Source organism: Peptidiphaga gingivicola (genome assembly GCF_001652275.1).
GTDB classification, from domain to species: Bacteria; Actinomycetota; Actinomycetes; order Actinomycetales; family Actinomycetaceae; genus Peptidiphaga; species Peptidiphaga gingivicola.
The window spans coordinates 88,542-106,376 of record NZ_LVZK01000001.1 but is presented as its reverse complement, the minus strand read 5'-3'; the positions used below and the strand labels follow the sequence as shown (position 1 = coordinate 106,376).

The window sequence follows — 17,835 nt, the reverse complement described above, 5'->3', positions numbered from 1 at the left end:
TCTCCAGGTCCATGGCCGTGCGGGAGCCTCGCCCGCAGACGCCTGGCGGCGGATTGTTTCTGGCCATCGCGGCCGACGTTCTCGCAGCATCGCCCGCAGACGCGTGGCGGCAGAGGCCTGGGAGTCTCGTCGCGCACGGGACGTCCAGAGGGCCACGACTTTTGACGCCCGTGGCCCTTTGACTCTCAAAACAGGTTGCCGCATATGTGCGCCCCTCATACATACGTGTTAACCTGTATGTATGAGACGTTCTGCTGAAGACGCGAAGCGAACGCGTCTGTCGCTGTGCAAGGCGGCGCTGATGGTTTTCGAAGAAAAGGGGTGGAGGGGGGCGACGTTCGAGGCGATCTCCGAGCGTGCGGGGGTGACGCGCGGCGCGCTGCACCACCATTTCGGCGACAAGCGCGCGTTGCTGCGCGAAGCGCTCTCGTGGGGGTGGTCCGAATACGGCGAACGGCTTTTCGCGGAGTCGGACGGCGACGTCGAGGCGGCGTCGTGGTTGTCCGGCCTGTTCACCGCGTATATACAGCTGCTCTCTGAAAACCTGATGTTCAGGGCGCTGGCCTACACGACCGTGTTCGTCGCGCCGCAAGGGTTCGGACGCATTCCCGCGAAGGCCTCGAATCCTGGCGAGCAAGCCCCCGGGGCAGGCGGGAAAGACGCCGACTCTGCCGAGGAAAACTTTGCGTTAGGCGAGAAGACCCCCGAATGGGGCGAGAAAGCCTCTGGATGGCCTGAGAAAAGCTCGGGGTTGGACCGTTGGCACGCGCGAATCGCCGAATTGCTCGCCTCCGCCTCGCTCCCGGCGGGCGCGTTGCCGCCCGATCAGATCGCGAGTCTGACGCTCGTGTTGCTGCAAGGGTTCACCGTTACGGCGGTGACCCGGCCACAAGACCTTCCGCAGCCCCAAGGCCTCGACGCAGCGGTCGCTGCTCTGGTGAGGGGGTTGCTCTCCTAGAAAGACTTTGATTCTCATGACTGTTCCACACGATCCCCCGACCGGGGGAACCACGCCGGCGCGAGCGCTCGTCGTGTCGTCGGCCGCCCTGTTCACGGACATGCTCGTGCATGGTTTGGCCGTTCCGGTTTTGCCGCGCCTTCCCGCAGTAGTCGGGGCGGGGTCTGCTGCCACGGGAGTGTTGTTCGCCTCCTACGCCGCGGCGATGATCGTCGCCACCTTGTTCGCCGGCCGCGTCGTCGACCGGCACGGCCCTCGGACTCCGCTGCTGATCGGTCTGGGCGGCCTGGCCGCCGCGACGCTGCTTTTCGCGACCGGCGGCCCCTACTGGCTGCTGATGGTCGCCCGCCTTGCCCAGGGCATCGCGGGCGGCATGTCCTGGGTGGCCGCACTCTGCCTCATCGCTGCGACCACGCCGATGGAAAAGCGCGGCCAGTCAATGGGCGTCGCGCTGTCGACGATCACCCTCGGCGTGCTCGTCGGCCCGCCGCTGGCAGGGCTCCTCGTTGAGCATTTCGGCACCGCGTCCCCCTTTTTGTTCGCCGCCGCCGTGGCCGTCGTCGACGGCGCCATGCGGATCATACTGGTGAAAGGATCGCCCCGGGTCACCGACGACGTCGCAGGCCCCCTCGCCGTGCTGAGGGTGCCGGGGTCCTTCTCGATCGTGCTCGCCGTCGTCGTCGGCGCGGCCGTGCTCTCCGGGGTCGAGCCGGTGCTGCCGGTGCACCTGAAAGCCAGTTCGCTGACCGTCGGGCTGCTCTTCGGGCTTGCGGTGCTCGCCTCGATCACAGCCAATCCGATCGTTGGGCGCTTCGTCGCAGCGGTTTCGCCTCGGCTCTTCGTCGGAAGCGGCGTGGTCGCCGCCGCGACGGCGCTCGTGGTGATCGGCGCAGCCGACGAAATGTGGCAGACAAGCGCCGGCATGGTCCTCCTCGGCGCGTCCTCCGCGCTGCTCCTGACGCCCTCGACCACGCTCATAAGCCAGCAGGGGAGCCGTTCCGTCCCGCCCACGCTGGGCGGGTCCTTCGCCCTCTACAATCTCGCCTACGCCGGCGGACTGGCGGGCGGTCCGCTCCTGACCGGATTCGCCGTCCAACGTGCAGGGTTCGCCGCGGCGATGGCCGTCGCCGCCACGGTGCTCGCAGGCCTCGGGATCGCCGCCGTCGCGCGGCTCCCGCGATCGCTCCGGGAGCCGGTGGATTTGGCCTAGTCGCGCGCCTCGCGCTTCCCCTCGGCGGCATGCCGCGCTTCAGCGGCGGTCGGCATGCCGCCGCCTCGCCAAGTCTCAGCAGTGGTCGTAGTAGTGCTCGTCGAGGGCGCGTTGGAAGGACGCCTTGATTTCCGCCTCGGCCTCTTCGCGGCCGACCCAATGCGCGCCCTCGACCGACTTTCCGGGTTCGAGGTCCTTGTACACCTCGAAGAAATGCTGAATTTCCAGGCGGTGGAACTCGGAGACGTCGTCGATCTCCGTGCGCCAGGAGGCGCGCTGGTCGCCCGCGGGAACGCACAGGACCTTGTCGTCTCCGCCCTTCTCGTCGCGCATTCGGAACATGCCCAGCGCGCGGCAGCGTATGACGCACCCCGGAAAAGTCGGCTCGTCAAGGAGCACGAGGGCGTCGAGGGGGTCTCCGTCCTCGCCGAGGGTGTCGTCGATGAATCCGTAGTCGTCCGGGTAGCGCGTCGAGGTGAAAAGCATGCGATCGAGGCGAATGCGGCCGGTGTGGTGGTCGAGTTCGTACTTGTTGCGGTTGCCCTTGGGGATCTCGATGGTGACATCGAATTCCATCATGTGCGCACTCCTTCGTCGGTCGCCCGGCGTGCGATGGCCGCCGGACCATGCGAAACTTGCATAGTGAAACGGATGACGGTCCTCGCGACGGCTCTGGCTGTGGCCCTCGGCGGCTACGTCGTTGCCGATGCATACGATGTTACCCCGGGCTTTCTCACCACGCGGCCCACAGAGAGCGAAGCGCTTCCCTATCCCAGCGTTTCCTCCGCTTCCGCCCCTGAGGCGCTCCCGACGTGGAAGGAGGACGCCAAGGTAGACAACGCGGCGGTCACGTCTGCGCTGGGCTCGCTCGCCGCCTCTCCCGAAGCGCACGGACACGTCTCCGTCGTGGTGGCCGACGCCGCCAGCGGCAAGACGATCGCCCAGCTGGAGCCCGACACGCCCCGGGCGCCGGCGTCGAACATGAAAATCGTGACGGCGGCCGTCGCCCTGCGGGTTCTGGGGCCCGAGACAACGCTGAAGACGACGGCGAAGATCGAGGGCAAGAGGCTCTACCTGGTCGGCGGGGGCGACGCGCTCCTCGGCGCCGGGGGAGCGAACCCCGCGGCCGTCAACGGAAGGGCGGGAATCGGCGAGCTCGCCGACAAGGCCGCCGACGCCGCCCGCAAAGCCGGAGTCACCGAGGTGGTCGTCGATTCCTCGCTCTTTTCCGGGCCCCAGCGCAACCCCAGCGTCACAGGCGGGAACGCATCCTTCGTCATGGAGCTGCGCCCCCTGGCCGTCAACCAATCGCGCAACTCCGGCAAGGCCTACACCGCGAATCCCGACGTCCAGGCGGGGCAGGCCTTCGCCAAGGAGCTGGCCGCCCGCGGGGTTCCCGTTTCAGGCTCCGTCCCCCGCGGCCAGGCCCCGAAGCAGGCGCGGGAAGCGGCTTCCGTGGAGTCCGCCCCCGTCCGCGACCTCGTCGACTTCATGCTCAAGCATTCGGACAACACGACGGCGGAGATCCTGGGCCACCTCATCGCGGTCAAATCAGGCGAGCCGGCGAGCTTCGAGGGCGCCGGCCGAGCCACGCTGGCCGATTTGAAGAAGATCGGGGTGAAGGCCTCCGGCGTCGTCATCGACGACAACTCGGGGCTTTCGCCGAAAAACCGGCTGAGCGCCTCCCTGCTGAACGAAATCGTGGGGAAGGTCGCCTCGTGCTACGGCTGCGCCCTCGAATCGATCGCGTCGGGCTTCCCGGTTTCCGCGCTCGACGGCACGCTGGACGACAGGATGCACGGCAGCGCGGCGGCCGGCAAAGTGCGCGCGAAGACTGGAACGCTGTCCAATGCCGCCTCGCTTTCCGGTTTCCTCGAAACGAAGAACGGCAGGCTGCTGACGTTCTCGATTCTGATTGACGGGATCCCCGACGGTTCGTTCACGTCCGCCAGGCATGCGATCGACGGCTTCGTCGTGTCCCTGGCGGGGGCCTGAGGCTCGGCGGAATGCTGCGCTGGCGGCGAAAAGGCGGGGTCGGCGATGGCGCCTGCTCGATCGCGGGGGATACGGTTGTCTCCATGGCGACGATCAACCCCGAAATGTCACGCTCCGTAGCTCGCTGGCTTTCCGGCGCGGGTCCGTCCGTGTCCGCGACCCAGGCGCGCGCGGTCGTGGACCAACTGCACTCGCAGGCTCGCCGCGCTCCTGAGATCGTCGCCGACGTCACCGGCCTTTCCGAGGCGGCGGCCGCTGCGCAGGAGATACCGGTATTCGTCGTCGACAGAGCCGGGTGGGCGAAGGCCGCCGCCGATTCTGCCGGCGGCCTCCTCGGGCCCGCGCTCGCGGCAGGGACAGGAAAGCTTGCGGATTTCTTCGGGTCCGCCGAGTTGGCGCTCGGGGCCAGCGTGCTCGCAGCAAGAGTGCTCGGCCAGTATGACCCTTTGGCGAAGCGCCTTCTGCTCGTCGCCCCGAACGCGGCGGCCTTCGCCGCGAAATACTCGCTCGACCGGCGCGACCTTTCCCTCTGGATTTCGGTTCACGAGCTGACCCACGCCGCGCAGTTCGCGGCGGCGCCGTGGATCGTCGACTACCTCGTCTCCCGCCTCCGTTCGCTGCTCGAGCAGGACGACGTCGATTTCGAAAGCGGATCGGCCGCCGAGGCAATGTCCATGATGAGCCTGCTCGAAGGCCACGCGGAGTTCGTCATGAACGCCGTTCCCCTCTCGCTTATGCCGTCCAAGCGGCGGCTCGTCTCCTCGATGGAACGGCGCCGGGCGGCTAAGAATCCGCTGAAGTCCGCTCTTTCGAAGGCGTTCGGCCTCGATCTCAAGGCGGCCCAGTATCGCAGGGGCTCCGCCTTCGTCGACGCGGTCGTCGACGTCGTCGGGCATGCCGGATTCAACAAGGTGTGGGAGAGTCCGCTCCACGCTCCCACCCCTGAGGAAATCGACGCGCCCAGCGCGTGGATTCAGCGCGTCGGGGCCTGATGGGAGGACCGAATCCAGCTCTCGCCCGCACGCGGCGCGCGGTGGAGGAAGCGTTCGGCGCCGCCGGCGTGGGCGCCGGTTCGAGCGTGCTTCTGGCCGTCTCCGGGGGCTCCGACTCAATGGCCCTCGCCCAGGCGGCGGTTTTCGTGTGCCGGCGCGAGGGGATCGTTGCCTCGAGTCTCACCGTGGACCACGGATGGCGCGAGGGTTCCGCCGACGAGGCGGCGAGCGTGCGCAGCGCGCTCGAAGCCATGGGCGTTGAGTCCGCCGGCGTGGCGCGGGTCGAATCGAAAGGCGGCGGCGGCCTCGAGTCGGCCGCCCGCGCGGCCAGGTACGCCGCCTTGGCCGAAGCGGCCAGGTCGATGCCCGGCCGGGCCGCGGTCGTATGCGGTCACACCGCCGACGATCAGGCCGAAACAGTCCTGATGGGCTTGGGCCGCGGCTCCGGGCCCCGCTCAATCGCGGGCATGCCCGCTGTCGGCGCGTGCCCCGGGGCCCCCGACGTCCCGCTCGTCAGACCTTTTCTGGGGCTTCGCCGCGCCGACCTTCGCCAGGCGCTGGCGTCAGAGGGCGTCGAATGGGTCGAGGACCCCACGAACGACGTCGATTCGCCGGTGCGCGCCGCCGACGGATCCCTTTTGCGCCGGGCCGCCGTCAGGCATCGCTGCATGCCGGCGCTCGAGGACTCTCTCGGCCCCGGCGTGGTGGAGGCGCTCGCGCGAACGGCCGCGATGATCCGAGAGGACCTCAGCGCGCTCGACGGGTTCGCCGAAGAGATCGACGCGAAGCTCGGCGCCGAGCCGTCCGTGCGAGAACTGGCCGGCCTGCCCCCGGCCCTTCGCACCAGAATCCTTCGCCGCCGCGCCATCGACGGAGGGGCCAGGCCCGGAGAACTCACTTCGTGGCACATCGCCACCCTCGATTCCCTCGTTTCGCGGCGGCGCGGAAGGTCGAGCCTCGACCTTCCAGGAATGAGGGTGACAATCGACGAAGGTCGGATAACATTCGATGGGGCAGTTCCAGCGAATCGGGAGGAGAACTGTGGAAGCAGCTGACATGGGCGGGGACCTTGAGAAGATCCTGCTGACCGCAGAGCAGATAGACGCGCGTCTTGCGCAGCTCGCTGCGCAAATCGACGAGGAGTATCGAGGCAGAGACCTCCTGCTCGTCGGAGTGCTGCGCGGGGCCGTCATGACAATGGCCGACCTTTCGCGGAAGATCCGCATTCCGCTGGAAATGGACTGGATGGCCGTCTCCTCCTACGGCTCGGGGACGAAGTCGTCCGGCGTCGTCCGCATTCTCAAGGACCTCGACACCGACATTCAGGGACGCAACGTGCTCATCGTCGAAGACATCATCGACTCGGGGCTCACCCTTTCCTGGCTGAGATCCAACTTGCTCTCCAGAGGCCCCGAATCGGTGCGCATAGCGACCACTCTGCGCAAGCCCGAGGCTGCCAAGGTCGCGATCGACGTGGACTACGTCGGTTTTGACATTCCGAACGAGTTCGTTGTGGGATATGGACTCGACTATGCCGAGCGATACCGCCACCTCCCCTTCGTGGGAACGCTCGCGCCGCACGTTTATGGAGGCTAATGTGACCGAAGAAGAACGCAACGAAGGCGTGCCCGCACCCGCGCCTTCGCCCCGAAGCCGAAGGGCAGCCGTGCAGAAGATGCAGATCGAAGCCGAATCCGCGGAAGAGCGGGCGGACGAATCGAACGGCGACGAGCCCGGCCGCGCCGAGCAATCGACCGGCGGAAGCGGGAGAACCGACGCGGACGCGCCGCGACGGCGCAGCGCGGGGGCCTCGCGCCCTGAGAGAGGGAGCGCCGACGGCGTCAAAAACGGCCAAAAGGAAACGCCCAAAGACGCAAAGGATCGCAAGAAGCGGTCCATGCGTCGAATGTTCACCGCATTCTTCTTCGTCGGCGTCGTCGCTTCGGGCCTGTGGCTCTTCTTCGGCGGCGAGCACTTCTCAGCCGTCAAAACTTCTGAGGGAATCTCGCTTCTCAAAGGCAAACAGGTCGAGCGGGTGCAGATCACCGAGGGGACGCAGCAGGTCCGTCTGTGGCTCTCGCAGCCGACGAAGGCGACCGACGAGAAGGGAAAGAGCCACGACGTCGGCAAGCGCGTCCAATTTTCCTACGTCGAGCCGCAGGCCGAGCAAATTGCGAGGCTGACCGAACAGGCGAAGCCGAAGCTCGGATACGACTCGATCGTCCCGCAGGCCTCGATCTGGTCTTCGATCCTGACGATGGCCGTTCCGATGCTCATCATCATCGTGGCCTTCATGATCCTTTTGCCTCGGATGCAATCGGGGATGGGCGCCTTCGGCAGGATCAAGGACCGCAAGCAGCTCGACCCGGACAAGCCCGACGTCACCTTCAACGACGTCGCCGGGGAGGACGAGGCCGTCGCCGAGCTGCGGGAGATCACCGAGTTTCTCACCGCGCCCGAACGCTTTCACGCGCTCGGAGCGGAAATTCCCCGCGGAGTCCTCCTTTACGGGCCTCCAGGAACGGGCAAGACCCTCCTGGCCAGGGCCGTGGCGGGCGAGGCCGGGGTGCCCTTCTATTCGATCTCGGCCTCCGAATTCGTCGAAATGTTCGTGGGCGTGGGCGCCTCGCGCGTTCGCGACCTGTTCAACAAGGCGAAGGAAAATGCGCCGGCGATAGTCTTCGTCGACGAGATCGACGCCGTGGGCCGCGGCCGCGGCGTGGGAATCGGCGGCGGCAACGACGAACGCGAGCAGACCCTCAACCAGCTCCTCGTCGAGCTCGACGGCTTCGACTCACACTCCAACGTCATCCTCATCGCGGCGACGAACCGGCCCGACGTGCTCGACCCGGCTCTGCTGCGCCCCGGCCGATTCGACCGCCAGATCTCCGTGGACGCCCCCGACCTCAGGGGGCGCGAGGCCATCCTCAAGGTTCACGCCAAGGGCAAGCCTTTCGCACCCGACGTCGACCTGGCGATGGTCGCCCGGCGCACGCCCGGGTACACGGGAGCGGACCTGGAGAACATCCTCAACGAGGCCGCATTGCTGGCCGCCCGGTTCGGGCGCCGGGCGATCGGCGTGCCCGACGTCGACGAGGCCATCGACCGCGTCATGGCCGGCCCGCAGCGGCGCTCGCGGCCGATGAACGACCAAGACAAGCTGTTGACCGCCTACCACGAGGCTGGCCACGCGCTGACGGCGGCGGCTCTGCACAACGCCGATCCGGTGACCAAGGTGACGATCCTGCCGCGCGGGCGCGCCCTCGGCTACACGATGGTCCTGCCCACCGAGGACCGCTACTCCGTCTCCCGCAACGACCTGCTCGATCAGCTGACTTACGCCATGGGCGGGCGCGTCGCCGAGGAGATCGTCTTCCACGATCCGACCACCGGCGCGTCGAACGACATCCAGAAGGCCACGAGCATAGCGCGAAGCATGGTCACCGAGTACGGCATGAGCGCCGAGGTCGGGATCATCCGTCTCGCGGCCGAAGACGCCGACCCCCTCGAGCGGACCATGGGCGGCGGCGGAGAAGTCCATTCGGACGGAATGGTCAGCGCGATCGACGTCGAGGCACGCGGGCTCGTCGAGAACGCCCACCGCGAGGCCTGGGCGATTCTGGCGCAAAACCGGGGAATCCTCGACATTCTGGCCTCGCGGCTCATGGAAAAGGAGACCGTGCTCGAGTCCGAGCTCAAGGAGATCTTCGCCGACGTCGTCAAGGCTCCCGTGCGCGAAAGGTGGCATGTCTTCGAGGTCCCGGCTGAGCTTTTGGCGGCCACGGAGATACCGCCGATCGAGATCCGCTCCCCTCAGCCTGTCAAGGGAAGGCATGCGGCCGCGCCCGTCGATTCCGACACTCCGGCCGCGCCCAGCCCGGCCGCGCCCGCTCCGTCTGCGCCTGTCAGTTCCGACGCTCCGTCTGCGGCTGCAAACGCCGGCGGTTCGGCTTTTGCCGATCCCGCGAATGCGGACAGTTCGGCTGCAGCCGTCCCCGAAGGGGCTCCCGCAATCCCCGAAGGGGACGGCAAGCCTGAGGAGGCCGCGGTCAAGCCTCCGACGGTCGGCGAGCCGGGAACGGTTTTGTCCCCCTCGGTTCCGGCGGCTCCCTCGGCGCAAAGCCCCGATCCCTTGGGCGACGTGCCGATCCCCGAAGTTTCGGCCGACGCGGCGCCCGGCGCCCCCCTGGACAGCTTGACGCCGAACCTCCCAGGCGACCCGAAACTGCCCGACTCCCCGGCCGATGCGGCGCCCGATTCTCTGAGCGATCCGGCGTCGAGCAATCCGGCAAACGAGGTCGGCTCCTCTGACGCCCGGGACGGTTTGCCCGCGACCGACCAGTTGCCGAAGGTCGATCCTCTGTCGGCGACCGACCAGCTGCCGAAGGTCGATCCGTTGTCCGCGACGGACCGGCTGCCCAAGGTCGATCCGCTGTCCGGTCCGAGCCCGCTCTCGTCATCCGCGTCGCCCGATCTTCTTTCGGCGCCCGGCGATCCTCTTTCGGCTCCCAGCCCGCTCGAGCCCCGCTCAGGGCATTCGCGGACGGCCGCCGACAGGCCGCTCTCGGGAGCGTCTCCCGAGGATCCTGCAGACGATGCCGATTCCGACCGCGGCGCCGGCCCGAGCGGGAAGGCTGAGCCGAACGATGGCTGAGGGCAAGTCCCCGGCGCCGGAGAGAGGCAAGGGCCGGAGCTCTGCGGACCGCGCGGAGCGGGGGCAAAAGGACCGCGAAGGCTCCGCTCGCGCGAACGGCGGCTACGACGAGGCCGCGGTCGAGGAGGCGATTCGCGCGCTGCTTCGCGCCGTCGGGGAGAACCCCGAGCGCGACGGGCTCGTCGACACCCCGGCGCGCATGGCCCGATCCTTCAAGGAGATTTTCTCGGGATTGCGCCAGGACCCCGCCGACGCACTCGAGGCGAAGTTCGACATCGGGCATCAGGAGATGATCATCGTCAAGGACATCCCCTTCTATTCGACGTGCGAACACCACCTGCTGCCGTTCCACGGACATGCCCACGTCGCGTACATCCCGAACGCCGACGGCAAAGTGACCGGCCTGTCGAAGATCGCGAGGCTCGTAGACGGGTACGCCCGCAGGCCCCAGGTGCAAGAGCGGATTGCCACCCAGGTGGCAGAGGCACTGGAAAGCCGCCTCGGGGCAAGGGGAGTGCTCGTCGTCATTGAAGCGGAGCACATGTGCATGTCGATGCGCGGGGTGAACAAACCCGGCTCGCGTACTGTAACATCGGCAGTGCGCGGAGTTCTCCGCAACCAGGCAACCCGCAGCGAGGCCCTGAGCCTCATCCAAGGGTAAGGAGAGCCAACATGTTGCCAGCAACGCTGCCCACGGACCGTTCCCTCGTCATGGGCATCCTCAACGTCACGCCCGATTCTTTCTCCGACGGCGGCCTTTACGTCGACACCGACGTCGCCGTCGAGAGGGCTTACCGCATGGTGCGCCAAGGCGCGGACATCGTCGACGTCGGAGGCGAGTCCACGCGTCCGGGCGCTACGGCCCTTTCCGCCCGCGAAGAATGGAACCGCATCGGCGCGGTTGTGGCGGCTCTGGGAAAGACGGACATCGTGGTGTCCGTCGACACGTATCATGCGGACACTGCGCGCCGGGCCATCGACGCCGGGGCCGAGATCGTCAACGACGTGACCGGAGGCGCCGGCGACCCGAACATGTTCAGCGCCGTCGCGTCAAGCAGTTGCCTGTACATCCTCCAGCACGGCAGGGGGAACGCCCGCACCATGAACTCCTTGGCGAACTACGGCGACATCGGGGCCGAGGTCGCCGACGAGCTGACCGCCTCCGTCGCCAGGGCCGTCTCGTCCGGGGTCGATGCTTCGCAGATCGTCGTCGACCCGGGCTTCGGCTTCGCCAAGGTCGGGAACGACGATTGGGACCTCGCCGCCAACATGGCGCCGATCATGGAGCTCGGCATGCCGGTCCTCGTAGGGGTCTCCCGCAAGCGTTTCCTGGCCGAGATCCACAACGGCCGCTCCGGCCCCGCCCAGCGCGACGACGCGACGGCGGCCCTCACCGCCTACTTCGCCGAGCTTGGCGTGTGGGGCGTGCGGGTCCACGAAGTCGCGGCATCCAGGGCGGCCGTCGAAACGGTCGCGCGTTTGCGCACGGCGGGCGCCTACCCGTGACCGACACGATTCGCATCGAGGGAGTGAGAGGGTACGGCGCGCACGGAGTGCTCGCCGAGGAAAAGCTGCGTGCGCAGCCGTTCGTCGTCGACGTCGAAATGGAGGTCGAGCCCGCCGCCGCCGACTCGATCGAATGCACGGTTTCCTACGCCGACGTCGCAGCCGACGCCCTGGCCGTCGTCGAGGGCGAAAGCGCTGATCTCGTCGAAACCCTCGCGGACCGCATCGCCGAGCGCGTGCTTGCGCGCGGAGCCCTCAGAGCCGCCGTCACCGTCCACAAGCCGGAAGCCCCCGTCGGCGTGCCGTTCTCCGACGTCTCTGTGACAGTTCGCCGAAACGGCCCCCTTGTGGACGGCGGGACGATACGCCGCGCCGTCCTCGCACTGGGGTCGAATCTGGGGGACGGACGCGCCCATCTCGACGCCGCCGTTGAGGCGCTCGGCGCCCTCGACCTGCACCTGACCGCGGTTTCCGATTACTTGTCCACAGACCCCCTGCTCGCACCGGGACAGGAGCCGCAGCCGCGATACACTAACGCTGTGGCCACGGTGACCACGGCGATGTCGCCGCTGGCCCTGCTGGCCGAGCTCCAACGGATCGAGGTTCGCGGCGGCAGGGTGCGCGAGCGGCGATGGGGGCCGCGGACAATCGACCTTGACATCGTCGACGTCGAGGGCGTCGCAAGCGTCAATCCCAGGTTGACTCTTCCTCATCCTCGCGCGGGCGAGCGCCTGTTCGTCCTCGAGCCGTGGGCGCAGATAGAGCCCGAGGCGACGTTAGACGGCGTGCCGATAGCCAGCCTCATTGAGAAGCTGCGGCGTTGACGGCCTGACCGCCGGGGCGACCCGCTGCTGCGAGGAAACTCGGAAAGGAGGCGAAGCATGAGCCTGACATCCATCCGCAATCTGGCTTTCAGCCTGGCGTTCGGCCTCGGCTGCGGGCTCGTCTTTTGCGCCTTTGCCCTCAGCGGCGGCCACGCCCCCTGGCCCATTCCGCTTCCCCTCGGCGTGCTCATCCTCGGCTTTTCGGCCTTCCTCTTCGCCTGGGGCCGCAGGGTCAAAGCCATGCGGGAAAAGGACCAACCGGAGAAGAAAGATCAGCGGAGAACGCGGCGGAGAATCTCGCCCCTGCAGGCGGCCCGCGTGGCCGTCCTTGCTCAGGCGTGTTCCAGATGCGGGGCCTGGCTGGCGGGCTTCTTCGGCCTGTGTGCGGCGCTGTTCTGGAGGACCGGCGAAACCTCGTACGTTCGCGAGCAAGTCCTCGCCGCGGTGCTCGCAGCCGTCTCCAGCGCCGTCTTGACCTGGACCGGCTGGGTCGTGGAAAGGTGGTGCGTCGTTGATTCCGACGACGACGGCCCCGGCCCTCAAGCAAAGCCGACCGCCGCGTGAGCCTGCCATGCTGGGCAAGGCCGCGTCCCGGAGGGATCGGGGTCCCTTTTCGCAGTTTCGACGTCGCTTCGCCGGAGGTTTGGTTTCTCATCCCCGAGGGTTTGACGCCGCGTCCCCGGAGCTCTGTTGCCTTACCCCCGGGGAATGCCCGAGTTCTCAAGCGATATGTCCAGGTTGAAGGGGCGCGGCTCGTCGTGTGCGGAAGCGACCATGGGCAGCATTACTCCTCGCGTCGACGTGCGAAGTGATTTAGACTATATATGTGTTCTTGCATGCTAGAGTGAATCGTGATGTGAACGAAGGCGGCGGAGAGGCGACCACGTCGACCCCCCTGTCGCCGACGATCACGTTCAGCGGGGTGGGGCGCGCCTATGCAAAAGTTCTCCGGCTGCAAGGCCTGCTCGTTTTGGCGTGCTCCCTCGCCGCGGTGATCGCCCTCGCTCTATATTCCGGGGCTGAATGGCCGTGGCTATGGTCTCTCGTCCCGCTTTGCCTCCTCGTCGAAATGGCGGGAGTCTTTATTGCCTCCCGGCGGGCGCTGGCCATCGGCTACTACGAGGGCGACGACGACCTGGTGGTATGCAGGGGAGTCCTGTGGCCTTCTCTCGTCGTCGTCCCCTATGGCCGCATGCAGCAGCTGGTCGTCGCGTCGGGTCCTTTTCTGCGGAGGTATGGTTTGGCCAAACTTGTGTTCGTCACCGCCTCGGTCAACGTCAATCCCTCCATTCCCGGCTTGCCCGTCGGGGAGGCCGAGCGCTTGAGAGCGAGGCTCATGGAGGTCAGCCAGGCGCGGATGGAGGGGTTGTGAACGCGAAGAGGCCCGTGGGCGAAGGGCGGCCCTCGGCGGCAGAAGACCGGACGGACGCAGTCGCCTCAGGCGAATGGCGGCGGTTCCACGCTCTCACCCCGTTGGCAAGCGTGCTGCGAATGTGGCTGAGCATTCTTGTCGCGGCAGCGTGGTTCTCTCGCGATTGGATCGAGAGGCAGAACATCGGCACTCTATGGGGTGCTGTTCGCGATCTCGGGATGCGGGCCGTCGGATGGGCCCTTCTGGCTTTCCTCGCGGTGAGCGTCGTTTCGTCCGCCGTCGCCGTCGTCGTGTGGCATGTCCAAGCGTTCTCCCTCGGTTCCGACGGCATCCGCCTGCGGTCCGGCGTCGTGCTGAAGAAACGCGTCCACGTGAAATGGGGCAGGATTCAAAGCGTCGAGGTTCAAAGGAGCCTGCTCGCCCGCATGCTCGGACTCGGTTCCGTCACCGTCGAATCGGCGGCAGCAGGAAAGGGGATGCGCCTCGGGTGGCTGACCAAGGAGCAGTGCGAAGGTTTGCGAGGGGCGATTCTCAAGGCGGCCGACGACGCACGCGCCGACCGTCCCGTCAGGGTCCTGCAGTGGCGTGAAGGGGCCTCAGAACTTTTCGACGAGCCCCGGGTCTACGAGCTCCAGCCGGGCAGGCTCCTCGCCTCGCTGATGCTTTCGCCGGTCTTCTTCATCGGGATTCTCTCGGCGGCCTCCTCCATCGTCCTTCTCGCCTTCGACAAGCAGGTCGCCCTCCTGCCCGTGGCGCTCGTTCTCCTCGGCGCGGTGTGGGGCGGCATCGGCGCCCTTTCGCGAAAGTGGGGCGCCGCGCTGTCCCTGACCCCTGACGGTTTGCGGCTTCGTTCCGGCCTCGCGTCGCAGAAGGCCACCACGGTCCTTCCCATGCGGGTCCAGACCGTGCGAGTCCGCCAGCGCCTGCTTTGGCGCCGCTTTGGCTGGTGGAGCGTCGAGGTCGAAGCCGCCAAGACCAGGTTCACATTGAACGAGGACGGCGCCAAACCCACGGAGCTCGTCACCGCGGGGAGCATGCGCGACGTCGAACGGGTTCTGTGGGCGCTCATCCCGGACCTCGGAGTCGACGATCCCGAGGCCTTTCTCAAAGACGCCTTCGAGGGCAAAGGGCCCTCCGAGCTTTTCGTCGCGGCCCCGCGCGCCTCTCAGGTGCTCGACCCCTTCGGGTGGGTTCGCAACGCCGAGGCCCTCACCCGGACGGTCGCCGTGCTGCGCTGGGGCCGGTTTTTCGGCCGTTCGCTGCGAATCGTGTGGCATGCGCGCTTCCAAGGGCTCAGGCTTTCCCAGGGGTTGGTCCAGCGCGCGCTCGGTCTGGCCTCGCTGCGGCTGAGCACGGCCGCCATGGCAATCGAGACCGTGCAAAAGCACCTCCGTTTGGCTGACGCCAGGTCGCTGTGCGAGCGGCAGTCCCAGCTTGGGCGCGACCGGAGGGCCGAGGGCGACCGCGAATCGATCGAGGGCTGGCGGGAGCGGCTCGGGATCTCCCGGCAGTTCGATCAGGCCCCCGATCGCGGCGGACGCACGCTTGCGGCGGCTCTCACTCCCGGGTGGGGGCCGGTCGAGGGCTAAGACAGTCGGAGGCCGACGGCCGCGATATGAAAGGCCGCGCCTACGCGCCGCCTTGACCGGGCGCGAATAGTAGACTGCTGACGCAAGGCGCGAATGCTCGCGAAGGCCCCTTGTGTGCGCCCGAGAGGAAGCGCTTGCGGACAAACGCCTGCGAGTAGGCGCCTGCAGTCGAACGCTTGAGAGGAAGGCGGCGAATGGCCACACGCCTGTCGATCGGCATCGTTTCAGCCGGGCGCGTCGGAAGCGCTCTCGGCAGCGCCTTGCGCGCCGCCGGGCATACGATCGTCGGCGCCCACGCGCCCTCCGAGGCCAGCCTGGACCGCCTCGGCGCCATGCTGCCCGGAGTCCCCGCCCTGAGCGTCGAGGAGGTCGCCCGCCGGGCCGAGGTGCTGCTTTTCGCCGTTCCCGACGACGAACTCGGCCCGCTCGTCGAAGGCTTGGCCAAGCTCGGCTGCTTCACCGCCGGGCAGTTGGCGATCCACGTCGCGGGCCGCTACGGCGTATCCGTGCTCGAACCTGCGGCACGCGCGGGGGCCCTTGCCCTCGCCATCCACCCGGCCATGACCTTCACCGGAACCTCGCTCGACGTCGCCCGCCTCGTCGGCTGCCCCTTCGCCGTCACCGCCCCCGCCACGCTGCTGCCCATCGGCCAGGCGCTCGTGACCGAGACGGGCGGCACGCCGGTCGTCGTCGCAGAGGAAGACAGGGGCCTCTATCACGCGGCCCTCGCCCACGGCGCAAACCACCTCGTCACCCTCGTCGCCCAGTCGATGCGGGTGCTGGAGGCCCTCGGGGTCGAGGCTCCGGGCGCCTACCTCGCACCCCTCCTTCAGGCCGCCCTCGACGGCACGCTCAGCTCCGGCGAATCGGCGCTGACCGGGCCGGTTGCGCGCGGCGACGTCGGCACCGTGCGCGAGCACCTCGCCTCGCTCGATGCGCTCGCGGCGACGGGGGATTTCGCCGACATACCGCCCGCTTACCGCGCGCTCGCGAGGGCGACGGCGGCGCGGGTCGCGGCCCGAAGCCTGCGGGAGCCTCCGGCGATCGATCGCCTGCTGGCCGAGCTGGACGGCGGCGCTTCAGGTTTGGCGACGCCGGGCTCGGCGGAGCCTGACGGAAGCGTCGACTCGCGCTCGAGGGCTTCGGACGGCGGCGACGGTTCGTATTCCGCCGAGCCGGACTGAGGGGCTTGGGCCCGGCCACATCGGACTAGGCCGCCTGTTCGAGCTTGTGGCCGGTTCGGACGGGAGCGTCGGTTGGAACTCGGCGGACTCACGAATCGGCGAGCGACAACAAGGGCAGCGCCCGGCGGCGATGGAACAGCCGAGGACGGAGGCGAGGATGTTAACCGCGCTGAGTAGAATCGCTGGCTGAGCAGTTGAGTATGACGCGGCGGCCGCAGGGGACAATCCCCGCGGCCGCCGACTGGAATGTTTGTATTTTCGCGGAGCGCCTCAGAGGCATTTCATCCTCTGCGCGCCGTTGATTTCGATGAGCTCAACGAAATATACCGCGTGATCGCCGCTAAGTGCGCTGCGGATACCACTTCTTTTCGCCTTTAGGCATGGAAGACAATGGCTGGTCGATCTGATCGTCGGTGTGATAGCTCAGATAAGGTTCGCCATTTTCAACCTTGGTGACGATCATCGTGTGGGTCATCTCGGTAGCGCCTTTGGCTTTGTATTGCAAGATGTCTCCCGGCTGCAATTCATAGAAATTGTTTAGCAAGGTCGTTCTTTTCAGCCCACCACTGCCGTTCGCCATGCGGAAGAAGTTTTCGGCACCGGACCAAGTCCAGCTGTTGCGGGGATAGCTGAAAGGCAGTCCTCCGCCGTACCACCAGGCGTTGTCGTCTTTATAGTCGAAGCGTGAATGGTAGACCTGCTCCCATCCGCCTGCTTCCATGGCTTGCGACACAAAGTTGGTGCAATCCCCGCCTTCGTTTTCCTTATAGTAGTGATACTTACGGTTCGGGGATTTGGCGTACTTGCGAGCGTACTCCACCGCTTTCTTCTTTTGTTTTTGCGTCAAAGTGAGTGGTACGACGGCCGGCGCCTTCCGCTGCTGACCTTGCGCCAACTTTTCTCCCGTGTACTGCGATTTGTCATCTCGCCTGCCCTCTGGAGAATTTGACGCGTCTTTTTGGGGTTTGGGAAGGTAGCTGACGAGGTGCTTGTCGTAATAGTCGCGATCTTTGACTACGAGGCCATAGATGCATCCGCGGGCGTCTATTTTGATTTCGTGGGGAATAATTCCTTCCCAGTTGACGTCGTCCTTCGCGATATGTCGAGAAATTTCGATCTGTGCGGTGACGACGAGACTTCCGTTGCTTTGCTTTTTTACAGCAACATCATTGACCTTGACGCGGACCTTGTCGACAAAGCGTGCCCCTTTGGGGCCGTTTGCCATGGATTGAGCCATTTCCTGGGCGGATGCTGCAACACCGTCCGCGCTTTTCTGGGCCGCGGGCTTCACGGGAAGTCCCTTTAGCCGCGAATCGGGTTTGTCCTTTTTGGCGATGAAAGCGTCGATGTTGACCTGCTTTTCCATCGCCGCCACTGAATTGGCTGCTTTATGCGGAAGATCGTCCATATTCGCGGAGCCTGCCTTGACGGCGGACGGGCTTGTTCCGGTCGGAGACGGGCCCGCGTTTGCCGGGCTGCCGGGGAACAGCATCGCTGCTGTGCATATTGACGCGGCCAATGTAAGGCGTCGTTTTCTCATTTTTCTATCTC

The 17,835-nt window shown here is 66.8% G+C and carries 15 protein-coding genes and 1 pseudogene; 14 read left to right on the top strand and 2 right to left on the bottom strand.

Annotated elements, in window-relative coordinates:
• The first annotated feature begins 241 nt into the window (after nt 1-241).
• Together A4H34_RS00460 and A4H34_RS00455 are read left to right on the top strand one after the other, a co-directional pair.
• Entirely contained in the window at nt 242-958 is a 717-nt protein-coding gene (locus A4H34_RS00460) for a TetR/AcrR family transcriptional regulator (protein ID WP_231870897.1), read from the top strand.
• A 16-nt stretch (nt 959-974) separates the two neighbouring features.
• Nucleotides 975-2,168 (top strand): MFS transporter, encoded by a 1,194-nt coding sequence (locus tag A4H34_RS00455; RefSeq protein ID WP_064231621.1) that lies wholly within the window; start codon nt 975-977, stop codon nt 2,166-2,168.
• A gap of 75 nt (nt 2,169-2,243) precedes the next feature.
• Here the strand turns inward: A4H34_RS00455 and A4H34_RS00450 are convergent, their stop codons facing one another.
• Nucleotides 2,244-2,744: an inorganic diphosphatase gene (locus A4H34_RS00450; RefSeq protein WP_040323087.1), complete on the bottom strand. Its 501-nt coding sequence runs from the start codon at nt 2,742-2,744 to the stop codon at nt 2,244-2,246.
• A 75-nt stretch (nt 2,745-2,819) separates the two neighbouring features.
• Between A4H34_RS00450 and dacB the strand changes: the two genes are divergently transcribed.
• From dacB to A4H34_RS00390, 12 genes and pseudogenes are all read left to right on the top strand, one after another.
• Nucleotides 2,820-4,163, top strand: a complete 1,344-nt coding sequence (gene dacB / locus A4H34_RS00445; protein ID WP_064230697.1) for a D-alanyl-D-alanine carboxypeptidase/D-alanyl-D-alanine endopeptidase — start codon at nt 2,820-2,822, stop codon at nt 4,161-4,163.
• Between the two features lie 83 nt (nt 4,164-4,246).
• Complete coding sequence (locus A4H34_RS00440) at nt 4,247-5,155, top strand: zinc-dependent metalloprotease (protein ID WP_175407091.1); 909 nt, start codon at nt 4,247-4,249, stop codon at nt 5,153-5,155.
• Nucleotides 5,155-6,210, top strand: a complete 1,056-nt coding sequence (tilS, locus tag A4H34_RS00435; protein ID WP_009198503.1) for a tRNA lysidine(34) synthetase TilS — start codon at nt 5,155-5,157, stop codon at nt 6,208-6,210. The genes A4H34_RS00440 and tilS overlap by 1 nt, the downstream gene beginning before the upstream one ends.
• On the top strand, nt 6,197-6,751 hold the full coding sequence (hpt, locus tag A4H34_RS00430) for a hypoxanthine phosphoribosyltransferase (protein ID WP_082902948.1): 555 nt from the start codon (nt 6,197-6,199) through the stop codon (nt 6,749-6,751). The genes tilS and hpt overlap by 14 nt, the downstream gene beginning before the upstream one ends.
• A gap of 301 nt (nt 6,752-7,052) precedes the next feature.
• A pseudogene (gene ftsH, locus A4H34_RS11315) lies at nt 7,053-8,864 on the top strand (ATP-dependent zinc metalloprotease FtsH); the annotation flags it as partial.
• A 937-nt stretch (nt 8,865-9,801) separates the two neighbouring features.
• Complete coding sequence (folE, locus tag A4H34_RS00420; protein ID WP_082903115.1) at nt 9,802-10,470, top strand: GTP cyclohydrolase I FolE; 669 nt, start codon at nt 9,802-9,804, stop codon at nt 10,468-10,470.
• An 11-nt stretch (nt 10,471-10,481) separates the two neighbouring features.
• On the top strand, nt 10,482-11,315 hold the full coding sequence (folP, locus tag A4H34_RS00415) for a dihydropteroate synthase (protein WP_064230694.1): 834 nt from the start codon (nt 10,482-10,484) through the stop codon (nt 11,313-11,315).
• Nucleotides 11,312-12,139, top strand: a complete 828-nt coding sequence (gene folK, locus A4H34_RS00410) for a 2-amino-4-hydroxy-6-hydroxymethyldihydropteridine diphosphokinase (RefSeq protein ID WP_064230693.1) — start codon at nt 11,312-11,314, stop codon at nt 12,137-12,139. The genes folP and folK overlap by 4 nt, the downstream gene beginning before the upstream one ends.
• A gap of 57 nt (nt 12,140-12,196) precedes the next feature.
• Nucleotides 12,197-12,703 carry a DUF3180 domain-containing protein gene (locus tag A4H34_RS00405; RefSeq protein ID WP_009198509.1) on the top strand — a complete coding sequence of 169 codons (507 nt, stop codon included), beginning with the start codon at nt 12,197-12,199 and terminating at the stop codon, nt 12,701-12,703.
• 280 nt (nt 12,704-12,983) lie between these two features.
• On the top strand, nt 12,984-13,511 hold the full coding sequence (locus A4H34_RS00400; protein WP_138587097.1) for a PH domain-containing protein: 528 nt from the start codon (nt 12,984-12,986) through the stop codon (nt 13,509-13,511).
• A complete protein-coding gene (locus tag A4H34_RS00395) occupies nt 13,508-15,100 on the top strand; it encodes a PH domain-containing protein (protein ID WP_064230692.1) in 1,593 nt (530 codons plus the stop codon). Before A4H34_RS00400 ends, A4H34_RS00395 begins: the two co-directional genes overlap by 4 nt.
• 194 nt (nt 15,101-15,294) lie before the next feature.
• Nucleotides 15,295-16,284: a Rossmann-like and DUF2520 domain-containing protein gene (locus A4H34_RS00390; RefSeq protein WP_231870896.1), complete on the top strand. Its 990-nt coding sequence runs from the start codon at nt 15,295-15,297 to the stop codon at nt 16,282-16,284.
• Nucleotides 16,285-16,624: 340 nt separating this feature from the next.
• Here A4H34_RS00390 and A4H34_RS00385 read toward each other — a convergent pair whose 3' ends face one another.
• Nucleotides 16,625-17,824, bottom strand: coding sequence for an amidase domain-containing protein (locus A4H34_RS00385; protein WP_082902947.1), 1,200 nt, complete (start codon nt 17,822-17,824; stop codon nt 16,625-16,627).
• Nucleotides 17,825-17,835 lie beyond the last annotated feature (11 nt).